Origin of the sequence: Paenibacillus sp. EKM206P, assembly GCF_011066155.1 — a bacterium.
GTDB classification, from domain to species: Bacteria; Bacillota; Bacilli; order Paenibacillales; family Paenibacillaceae; genus Paenibacillus; species Paenibacillus polymyxa_D.
Window position 1 is genome coordinate 1 of the sequence record NZ_JAAMNQ010000022.1, and the last position, 12,302, is coordinate 12,302.

Genomic DNA, 12,302 nt, shown 5'->3' on the forward strand with positions numbered 1-12,302 from the left:
CGGTCAGAGGGATGTCAAGACCTGGTAAGGTTCTTCGCGTTGCTTCGAATTAAACCACATACTCCACTGCTTGTGCGGGTCCCCGTCAATTCCTTTGAGTTTCAGTCTTGCGACCGTACTCCCCAGGCGGAATGCTTAATGTGTTAACTTCGGCACCAAGGGTATCGAAACCCCTAACACCTAGCATTCATCGTTTACGGCGTGGACTACCAGGGTATCTAATCCTGTTTGCTCCCCACGCTTTCGCGCCTCAGCGTCAGTTACAGCCCAGAGAGTCGCCTTCGCCACTGGTGTTCCTCCACATCTCTACGCATTTCACCGCTACACGTGGAATTCCACTCTCCTCTTCTGCACTCAAGCTCCCCAGTTTCCAGTGCGACCCGAAGTTGAGCCTCGGGATTAAACACCAGACTTAAAGAGCCGCCTGCGCGCGCTTTACGCCCAATAATTCCGGACAACGCTTGCCCCCTACGTATTACCGCGGCTGCTGGCACGTAGTTAGCCGGGGCTTTCTTCTCAGGTACCGTCACTCTTGTAGCAGTTACTCTACAAGACGTTCTTCCCTGGCAACAGAGCTTTACGATCCGAAAACCTTCATCACTCACGCGGCGTTGCTCCGTCAGGCTTTCGCCCATTGCGGAAGATTCCCTACTGCTGCCTCCCGTAGGAGTCTGGGCCGTGTCTCAGTCCCAGTGTGGCCGATCACCCTCTCAGGTCGGCTACGCATCGTCGCCTTGGTAGGCCTTTACCCCACCAACTAGCTAATGCGCCGCAGGCCCATCCACAAGTGACAGATTGCTCCGTCTTTCCTCCTTCGCCCATGCAGGAAAAGGATGTATCGGGTATTAGCTACCGTTTCCGGTAGTTATCCCTGTCTTGTGGGCAGGTTGCCTACGTGTTACTCACCCGTCCGCCGCTAGGTTATTTAGAAGCAAGCTTCTAAATAACCCCGCTCGACTTGCATGTATTAGGCACGCCGCCAGCGTTCGTCCTGAGCCAGGATCAAACTCTCCATTAAAGACCAACCGAAGCTGGTTTATAGAAAGAGCGATAAGCTCATTTTGAAACTGACGAGATAAAAAATATCTCTTGTTTGCATCCATTTTATACAGCCTGGATGGCATGTACCAAAATTTCAGCGTTGGATTTTGCAAGCAAAATCCGCACTCACTCGTTGTTCAGTTTTCAAAGATCAATTTTCTCATTCGGCTTTTCTTGGGCCGGACAATTAATATATCATACTTTGGTGATTCATACTACTGGTAAATAATAACTCATAGACGATCTTTTGAATTTTTGAACCATTACATCACAGCCTATCTTACGGCCGGATGAATAATATATCATTTAGGTTTGCTGAATACTACATGTTAATTATACCGATTTATTCGTTCTTTTAGCTCCAGCCCATCCCACGTCTCGTCCATGATTTGAAGAATAAATCCCTGGGTATCAAACGAGCTATAAGCTGTTTATACTTCTTTCACCGAAAGAGCGAAGAAAATTCGCTGTGTATATTTTTTTAAAAGACTCAGCCATCTTGTATCTCCTTTGGTGTCCAAATGTAACGATAGTTTTACCTTTGTCTATGATAAAGCCTTATCATGGCGAGGCCAGACATACTAAAATGCCAGGTTCTATGATGAGAACCTGGCATTGGCATGCATGGCTTATGAATTGTGGGAAGGGGCAACTCCTCCAATCTCTCCAGAAGGAATCTGATACTGGCGGATATCCTTAACCAGAAACATAATCAATCCGCATAGTACAGTAATCAGTCCACTGAAAAAAAGAACCTCACTCAGAGAAAAACGTAAAGCTAGCGCCCCTCCAATCAAGGCCCCTAATGGCAGAGCCGCATTCGACAAGGTGTTTAAAAAGGCTGTAACACGTCCCAGTAACGACAGCGGTGTAATAATTTGAATCAAAGACGTTTGCAGCACATTGATGATGCCAGTAAAAATTCCTAATAACAGAGCTGCCAGCAGCTTCATCCACATCTCGGGCACAAGGGAAAAGACATAGATTGCCAATCCCATGGCTACCCAGGAAACCGCGATGGTAATGCCGTTCTTTTTCAATACACTGACCAGAAAGGAACCGATGAAAATACCGATAAAGTAGGCTACATACAGCAAGCTGTAATAGATCGGCGAGCCATAGGATACTGCGATAGAAGGCATGGCTATGACCAAGATCGCCATCGAAAAGTTTGTCAGCGCAAAGAACGGAAGCATAATTCTCAGGAAGGTGTGCCGTTTTACAAAAAGATACCCTTCTTTCAATTCGTTCAAATAGTACACGAGCTTTAGCGAACTCCTTCCGTTCGTGTCTTCCACCGGAGGAGCATCAATTTGCTTGTTGAGCCTGACATATACAAAGCCTGCCAGAAACAGCATCGCGCCGGCTAGAAAAAACGTGTTTTTCATCCCCATTGCGATGATGAGCGAGGCTCCAGCCAGATATCCGACAATATTAATAACCTGATCCGTCGACAAAATCATGGAATTCGCCCGGACAATCAAATCCGGCGAGCCTATCAATTGCGGCAGCATTTTACTATTGGCCGGATAAAACAGTGTGGAGAAGCAGGATGCAATGAAGACAATAACAAGGATAGCGACCAGATTGACCATCCCGTCCTGAATGAGAAATGGGACGACCAAAATTAGCACAGCCTGCGTAAACAAGGCGATACTGGCTAACAAAGGCGGTGAATAACGGTCCACCACAGGACCCACGAGAAAGCTGAAAATCGACGCCGCAGATACGGCCGTATACGTGAAGCTGGTCATCGCCACCGACTGTGTCGATTGCTGAACAAAATACAGCAGGACGATAGAATAAATGCTGTCTGCGATATTGGCAGAAGTACGAGATGCAAAAAATCGGATAAAACGGCTATCCTTAAACAATGGGTTCACATCTTCATCTCCTTACTGCAAAATGGTCAAAGCATTCAAGAGCCTGTCACTAGCAGTCTGGAAGATTTGATGAATATACTGGTCGTTCTCATGATATGGAATGGTAAGTGAGATTTTCAGAATATCCCCTACATGCTCTGACTCAAAAAAAATAACCTTGTTGACATTGGCCTGTGTGCCTTCGGTATGCAGATTGTCGAGCAATTCTGCATCCTCTCGTCCCTCACCCAAATAGTTGAATACGATAGGCAGCTGTTCAAGTCCTTTTTTCAAAATGCTGCTGGATACCGGGTAAGCTTTCTCCATTTCAGCATTGAAGATCAGATTGAAAAAGTTCAAATGATAGCGTGAAGCAAAGTCCAGGTGGGTATGGATACTCTTTTCATAGGATTCAGAGTCATCTTCCTGCAGCACAACGGGTATATGATCAATACACTCGCCTACGGTTCCAAAATAGTTCCGGTCGCCATATTGTCTTCCATAATTAGTAATCCAAAGCGGAACATCAGAGAGTTGGAAATAGCTGCTGAAAAAACGTACAGCCATTTGAAGCGAAATATCCCACATATTCGCAGCGCCGTGCTGCTCTGAAATGTCGCTTAAATTCAGCTCCCAACGATATCTGGTAGTGTCCGCATAGTTGCGTTCTTCGGTCAGCACATGGATACGATCATTATTCTCACCAAACGTTTGGAGTTTGAATTGCTCGCTGATTTCCTGATCCCCGATTCCTTGAGGGCCTTGGCGGATATGGTTTACATATTCCCGGTATTGCACCTCTTCTGTCGCATGTGCCGTCTGCTGCGGACGATGATATTCATCAAGGAGTTGTCTGCGCAGGATGTCGCTGCTCGTAGCATCAAAAATGATGTGCGAGCAAGGGAGCAATAGCAGATGTTCCCGCAAATTTAAGCGAATCAGGACGATCCGGTACTGCAGCGACTGTGTAAGTTTATAAGGTTCTAAAAATAACTTAGAAGCAATGGAAGAAAGAAGCCTGCGTTGTGCTTGTACCGGCTGACCGGAGAGATCAACAGTCGGTAAAGAAAAATGCTCTGGAACTGGACGCAACTCCCATTCCCATGCTCCGGATGATTGAACAAGTACGCTTCTTAGCAATTCATGGCGTTCAATAAGCCGCTGAATCGTTACGGTCAAACGCTCGGTGTTCAAGTAGCTATCTAACTGCACAGCCATACCCGAGCCTGTAAAATATTGCAAATGGTAATGCTGAGCTGGTGCAAGCGGATAGCGCCCAATAGCATTCAGACTTAGTATATTGGTATTCCACTCAGTATTTAACTCAGCAATGCTGGCAAGCCATACATCGGCCTGTTGTTTAAGTAAGGTTTCTTGTTCTTCGTTTGTCGGTATAGCTCCGAGAATTCTATCTGGTTCGTCGGTTCCCCAGCGGACGATATAATGCGGGTGCAGGTCTGGATGGATATGAGATTGGATAAATTCTGAGATTGCCTGAACTTGTTCTACGTGAAAAGGCTCCACTTGCAGGAACAAATAGTTTTGATTATCGGTGGAAACAGTCTGAAGAAAGATCTGTACACCAAACGCTTCTGTAATAGCCCGCTCAACCTCCTGAGCTTTCGCAATGAGCGTATCCGCGTTCACTCCGCCCTCTTCAACACGTTGTAAAAGATCAGACAAACTTCTTATTGTCTGATATTGAAGCAATTGATGTATATCCAGCGGAATGTTCGATTCATGTACTTTCGATACCAGTTGAATGGCCTTCAATGAATGACCTCCAAGCTCGAAAAAGCCGTCGTCAATGCCGACCTTTTCAACGCCAAGCACCGCTTGCCACAGGTTCGCCAACTGTTGTTCCACTTCATTTCTTGGAGCAACGTATTCCATATCGGAACCGCTGGTCATTTCTGGCTCAGGCAATGCTTGGCGGTCGATTTTACCGTTCGTTGTCAGGGGAAACGCCGGCAGGAACACATACTGGGCAGGAATCATATAATCCGGCAACTGGCCAATCAAATGGGTCTTCATATCACTCTTGGATAGCGGTACGTCGGTTGAGATATAAGCACAGAGCGTTTTTTGACCATCCTTCGTGCTTTTTACCGCTACGTGCGCCTCCCGAACTGCATCATGTTTCATGAGCTGGGTTTCAATTTCGCCGGGTTCAATACGATATCCGCGGATTTTAACCTGCTGGTCTATCCGTCCGAGATACTCCAGATTGCCGTCCGGTAGCCATCTGCCCAAATCACCTGTCCGATATATTTTTTCGCCCAGAATGAATGGATTAGGGACAAAATTTAGCTGGGTCAGATCATCCCTGTTTAGATAGCCGCGCGCCAGACCATCCCCACCAACACAAATTTCCCCTTGAGCACCAATAGGCAGCAGCCTGCTTGAAGAGTCCAAAATATAAACAGTTGAATTGCCAATTGGGCGACCAATAGGAATGCGGTTATATTCCTTATCAATCGGGAAATAAGTAGAGAATGTTGTGTTTTCTGTGGGGCCATAGACGTTGATAACGTTCAGTCCCGGAGAATGTGCTCTAACCGTATTAATGATCCCAGGTAAAAGCACATCCCCGCCCACCAGCAAGTGCTTTAGAGAAGCAAAGAGATCTGGTTTATGCTGTGTGAGTTGGTTAAACAAGGGCGATGTCAGCCACATCGTTGTAATATGATATCGATCCAGCGCTTCACCAAGCTGAACAGCATCCAAGATTATGGATTCCGGTACAATGTACAAACGCAATCCGTTCAGCAATGCTCCCCAAATTTCAAAGGTACAGGCATCGAACACGAGCGCCCCGGTCAGCAAAATGCGTTCGTTCTCGGCAAATGGTACGTAATTGGTGTTCTTCACCAGCCGTATGACATTCCGATGTTCAATCATGACACCTTTGGGACGTCCAGTTGAGCCAGATGTATACATGACATAGGCCAGATCGTCTGCCGTTGTCGATTCGGAAAAAATGAAGTCGTCGGAGTCGTCGGAGCTGATGTCGGCCAGATCCAGAACTGTACCGGAAAAATCGAAAGTGTGCATCTGTTTTCCCTTGTCGGATAGGGTTAGCAGAATTTCGCTACCGCTATCCTGAAGCATAAACATAATCCGTTCCTGCGGATAAGAAGGCTCCAATGGCAAGTAGGCTCCACCCGCCTTCAAAATACCAAGAATACCGATAATCATTTCTGGTGAACGTTTAGTCAAAATGCCTACGATGGTATCCGGCGCAACACCCAGTTTCTGCAGCTTCGAGGCCAGCTGATTAGCTTTTTTATTTAATTCGCGGTAGGTTAGCTCACGATTTTCAAATACAATAGCTACTGCATCCGGTGTTTTCTCAGCCTGTTCTTCAAATACGTGATGTATGGTGTGGTCCGATGGATACGGTCTCCGTGTATCGTTAAAATCAAATAAGAGCTGCTGTTTTTCCTCCGCTGTCAATAGATCAATCTCCGAAACCCGGATATTTGGGTTTTGAATAACTTGCTCCATCATTTGGATGAGGTGAGCAGCCAATTGTTTGATCGCATTTTTGTTATACGTCAGCGCGTTATAGCTAAATTTGATTTCCAGCTCGCGCCCAGGCATGACGATTACATTCAAATCATAATTCGTCTGTTCAATATCCTCTACTTCACCAACACGGAGTGCTTTGGTTTTTTTTTCTAATCCAGTAAGTTCTTCCGAAACGGGAAAGTTTTCAAAGGCGACAATATGCTGGATCAGGTTTTGTTTTAGTACACTATGGGCTTGAATATCAGCCAAGGAAAAATAGGAATACCGATTGGACTCCATTAAGGAATCCTGTATAGACGTAAGCAAGTCGGAAAACCGCAGTTCAGCGGAGCTTTTAATACGTACGGGTATGGTATTAATGAATAATCCGACCATATTTTCTATACCGGGGATTTCATCAGGTCTGCCCGACACAACAGACCCGAAAATGACGTCCTTACTGTTGTTGTACGTTTGTAGTAATAAGCCCCAAACGGTTTGAAATAAGGTGCTGACGGTGACACGGTTTTGCTTGGCGATTTGTTCCATGCCTTGGGTCAGCTGCTCTCCCCATGTGCATATGAGTTGCTCTACCTGAAATGAAGGATCGACGGATTGAGTATAGCCGGGCACGACAGTTTCATTTTCAAAATCAGCCACATATTGTTTCCAGTATGCTGCTGCTTCCTCTTTATTTTGTCTTTCCAACCACTGAATAAAGCTGCTAAATGGCTGGACAGGCTCTAATTTTAAAGGAGTATCGTCCCGAAGCGATGTGTAAATATCAAAAAAATCTTTGGCTACCACCCTCAGACACCAGCCGTCCATAATAATATGATGAGAGATCCAGATGAGCTTTGAGGTGTCCTCATCCCACTGTACAAGCGCTAACCGGATGAGAACCTCCTTTTCCAGATCAAAACCTCTCTGCCGCTCTTCCTGTAAAATGGCTTGAAGTCGTCTGTGCTTTTCCGCATCCGGTAAACTACGCACATCTTGGGTATGGACAGGAGCAGCTAATCGTTCCCCCAGTACAACCTGAAGCGGACGATCCGCCTCCTTATACATGAATACCGTACGGAAAATATCATATCGGTCAATCAGCTTTTGTAAGCTTCGGCTGATTAGGTTGGTATCCATAGCTTCATGAATGGTAATGATCGTTTGTTCGAAATAAGCCTCTGACTCTTCATCAAGTATGGAATGAAATAGCATTCCCTCCTGCATCGGGGATAGCGGATAGAGATCTTTAATTTTCACTTGGTGGTTTAACAGCTTATTTGACAAGCGATTTGCAATATTTTCAAACTGGTCCAGAGACAATTGCCCATATGTAAAATCCGTCGGGCTTTGTTCTGCTGTATCCTTGGCACAGCAATGGCGAATAAGTTCGATCAGATGATTCTTAAAGCTGGCTGTAAGTCGCTCCACCGTCGATGCTTCATATTCACGTGCGTTGTATTCGAATACAATGCGGAGTCTTTCGTCAGCCACCGCACAATGAATATCAAAGCTGGGCGCTTTTTTAGTCAGAGGGTTGATTTCAGTACCGGCAAACGTGGATAGTGGCGAGGTACGCCATGTCGTACCTTCTCTGGCTTCTCCGTCAAAGATAAAGCTTATCTCAGGTGGCTTGGCAGAAAAAAAGGTTACCCTATTCTGCTGCTCCCTGTCGGTCAAGTAGCGTAAAATGCCATAGCCGAAACCCTTGTTGGGTACGCGTCGCAAATTGTCCTTAACCAGCTTGATTTGATGGGCCAAATCTTCGGGTTTGCTCACATTTACCACCAACGGATACACGTACGTAAACCTGCCAACTGTACGTGATACGTCAATGTCTTTAATCAATTCCGTCCTGCTATGACTTTCCACCTGGACTGCAATTTCAGCATGTCCGCTCCATTCCCGGTAAGCCAGTCCTAGCGCCGTCAGTAAAATATCATTTGTTTCTGTATTGTAAGCATGGTGCGCATGTTTTAGCAGGTTTTCGCTTTCTTCCCGGCTGAGTGTCACTTCGGATTTGCGCACGTCACGGATCAAGCTATCTGGAACCTCATGATCTTTTGGCAGCGGAAGTATTTCACGAGCTTCTACCGTATTCCAATAGCTGATTTCCTGACGCGCCAGCTCGCTTTGTGCATACTTGGACAAACGTGCTGCCCATTCTTTGTAGGAATCGGTCTTGGCGGGTAACTGTAGCTTTTCACCGTTAGCTAACTGTTGGTAGCTTGTTTCCAAGTCTTCCAGCAGGATTCTCCACGACACACTGTCTACGACAAGATGATGAATGACGATTAACAAATGATCGGATTCCTGCAGCCGAATTAAAGCCAAACGTACAAGCGGGCCGTTACGCAAATTAAAACTGCTTTGTAACGCGTCAGTGAGCTGCGCGATTTCTTCCTCAGGCTGGTCAGCATGTGAAAAATCGTAGCTTTCCAATGTAAAGTGTTCACCTTCGGCTGTGCCTCTGTTATAGGCGACAGGTTCTTTTTCACGTTCATCAAAGGTAATGCGCAAGGCATCATGGTGCATGGTCAGCTTGTCCACGGCGCTTCGCAGCCAGGTTTCGTTCCATCTTTCGGGGTTCTGGAGCATGACAGCCTGACTGTAATGATGACGTTCTATACGATGATGCTCAAAAAATTCCCATTGGATCGGTGTCAACTCCACTGTACCTTGTACCGCCCCCTGCGGGATGGTCCGAATTACTTTTTTTATATAAGGAGCAATCAAATCAATCTGCGGATGGCGGAACAAATCCTTCATGTCCATTTTGAGGCCCTTCGCGTTTAATCGGGCTGCGATTTGCAACGCTTTGATAGAATCGCCACCAAGCTCGAAAAAGTTGTTGCGCAGACCAATCGGCTTAACGCCAATGACTTCCTCCCAGATGGAAGCGAGTGTTTGCTCCAGTTCGCTCTGCGGCGCTTCATACTCGACGTCGGTCAACACAAAATCTTCGGGTTCTGGAAGCGCACGTCGATCAATTTTACCGTTATGGGTCAAAGGTAATTGATCCAGCACGATAATATGTGCGGGCACCATATAGCTTGGCAACTGCTTGGCAAGCTCTGTCCGCAAGAAGGATTTGTCGGTTGTACCTGCTACGTAGGCGCACAAATACTTTTGTCCGGTTTTATCCGTTCTATCCGTGACCACCGCTTGGCGTACCTCATCCAATTGGAGTAAGGCCGACTCAATTTCACCAGGTTCGATGCGGTAGCCACGAATTTTCACCTGAAAGTCAATCCGACCGATGAAATCAATGTTGCCATCCGGCAGCCAGCGTGCCAGATCTCCGGTGCGGTACAGACGCTCTCCCTTTACAAAAGGATTCGGTACAAATTTCTCCGCCGTCAGGTCAGGACGGTTCAAATAACCGCGGGCCACAGAAGCGCCGCCCAAACACAACTCCCCGGCTACGCCGACAGGGAGCGGACGAAAAGCCTCATCCACGATATATACTTTATGATTCGGCAGTGCCTTTCCAATCGGGACGATACCTGATGGAGGCAAACGTTCAGCTGTTTCTTCATAAAAGCTGGAATCAATAGCCGCTTCGGTTACACCGTAGGTATTCATGATGCGCATCGTATCGCCGAAGCGATTCAAAAGCGTCCGATAGTTTTCAACGCCAAAGCTGTCCGCGCCTGTAGTAAGCAGCTTCATGGCGCTGACATCTGTACCGTGTTCATATACATAGTCCATAAGCAGCGTCAACAAGGCTGGTGGAACTTCAAACGTCGTAATTTCGTGCTGTTCGAGAACCTGGGCCAAAGCTGGGGGATCGTTGCGGACATCCTGTGGGCAAATGACCATGGTGCCTCCGTTCACGAATGTCTTGGCCAGATCACCGGCAAAGACATCGAACGACATACTGGCAATCTGAAGGAGCTTGACGGGAAACTCTTTTAACTGGTGAGCTTCTCTATAGCCCCACGCCGTATTTACGTAATGGCGATGCTCGATCATCACGCCTTTGGCGTTGCCCGTCGTTCCCGATGTGTAAATGACGTAGGCCAAAGCCTCGGGATCATGAATAGGTGCGTAGATAGGCGCTTGTTGATGGGAATGCTCCGCTTGTGAAGCCTGTTGAAGTAACGCTGGCAAGTCCAGCACTTCCCCCGCAAAATCCACATCGGCTAATAGTTCAGTCAAGGAAGACTGCGTGAGCATAATCGTAGCTCCGCTGTCCTGAAGCATGTAAGCAATTCTTTCTTTCGGGTAGGTCGGATCGACAGGTACGTAGGCAGCTCCCGCCTTCATAATCCCTAACACAGCGATAATCATGTCTGCTGAACGCTCAAGCATCACGGCGACGAGATGCTCACGCTTGCCCCCACGGTTTTGCAGTGCTTGAGCAAGCAGATTAGCCTTCTCATTCAGCTCATGATAGGTAAGTGCGGTGTCTTCGTAGATGACGGCGGTCTGTTCCGGGATACGTTCTGCCTGCGCCTCAAATATTCCATGAAACGTTCCAGCAGGATAGTCGGTAATCGGCCCGCTCCATACATTGGTGAGTTCCATCTCTTCTGTAGCGGTCAGCAGACGAATGTTCCCCAGCAGGAGTTCTGGTGTACGTGCAATTTGGAGGAGAACATGCTCCAAATGCCCAGCTAACCGTGTCATCGCTTCATCGCTGTAAACATAGTTGTTGTAGGACAGCATAAAGCTCAGCGCTTTTCCGTCCTCCACTTCGATGTTGAAGTGGTAAGGTGTTTCTTCGGACAGCTGAGCGTCCTCCACGACGAATCCAAGTCGTTCCTTCAGATCAGGCCGGCCAACCATATCCTGCAGCGGGTAGTTTTCAAATACAACAAAATGGTCCATGAGTTGCTGCTTGAGTGCTGACTGGGACTGTATTTCAGCGAGTGAGAAATAGTCATATGCCCGTGATTGAATCGCGCTGCGCTGCACTTCGCGAAGCAGATCTGAGAATGGCAGATCTGCATCCAATTTGATTCGTACCGGTATGGTGTTAATGAAAAGTCCCAACATCTGTTCAACACCTTCAAGCTCCGGCGGTCGACCGGAAACAACGGTGCCGAAGACGACGTCTTCACTTTGGTTGTATCCTCCAAGCACCACTCCCCATGCAGCCAGAAACAGACTGCTAAGGGTTGTTCCGTTGCGTTCAGCCACCGTCCGTAATTGACGGGTTGTTTCATCCGTGAGTGTTATTTTATGCTCATGCAGCAAGTACCCGGTATCTGGCTGGAGCGGATGGGCTACAGGTAGGGTAGGCAGCACAGCTGGCTGATCATAGTCGTTCAGGATGGACCGCCAGTATTCCTTCGCCGCCTCCTTATCCTGCTTATCCAGCCAGCGGGCATAGCCAGTATAGGGCTGCGGTGTCGGCAGTTGTACGGGCTTCCCTGCTTTCAGTGCTTCATAAGCCGCGAACAGCTCGTCCATAACGATGCCGAGGCACCAGCCGTCCATAATAATATGATGAAAGCTTAAAAGCAGCGTATATGCGTTCGTTTGGGTTTGAAGCACAGCCAGACGAATGAGCAAATCCTTGCTCAGATCGTAACGATGGTTTCGGTCTGCGTCTGCGTAGCTGCGAATGGCCTCTGCTTGCTCTGCCTCGGGAATATTCGTCAGATTCTCATAACGAAGCGTTGGATTTCGTTCCTTAAACACGATGAGCCGCGAACGGGAAGCACTTTTATGATAAATATTCGAACGAAGCGTTTCGTGACGCTGCACCAGAGTCTCGAAGCTCTTTTGCAGAGCCTCCAGGTTCAGTTCACCCCGGATGATCATTCGTACTTGCTCATAGTACGCCTGTGATTCCGGCTCCATCACTGTATGAAAGAGCATCCCCTCCTGCAAAGGCGTTAAATTGGCCACTTTTTCGATTTCAAGCCTTTTACTCATCGG

Annotated in this window: 2 protein-coding genes and 1 rRNA gene; all 3 read right to left on the minus strand. The window is 47.4% G+C overall.

Annotation, left to right across the window (positions count from 1 at the left end; genetic code table 11):
- Positions 1-1,018 (minus strand): 16S ribosomal RNA (locus G9G53_RS25005); the annotation flags it as partial.
- 652 nt (positions 1,019-1,670) lie between these two features.
- The gene (locus G9G53_RS25010) at positions 1,671-2,924 is read right to left on the minus strand and encodes an MFS transporter (protein ID WP_165150822.1); all 1,254 of its coding nucleotides are present in this window, start codon (positions 2,922-2,924) and stop codon (positions 1,671-1,673) included.
- A gap of 12 nt (positions 2,925-2,936) precedes the next feature.
- Positions 2,937-12,299, minus strand: coding sequence for a non-ribosomal peptide synthetase (locus G9G53_RS25015; protein WP_165150823.1), 9,363 nt, complete (start codon positions 12,297-12,299; stop codon positions 2,937-2,939).
- Positions 12,300-12,302 lie beyond the last annotated feature (3 nt).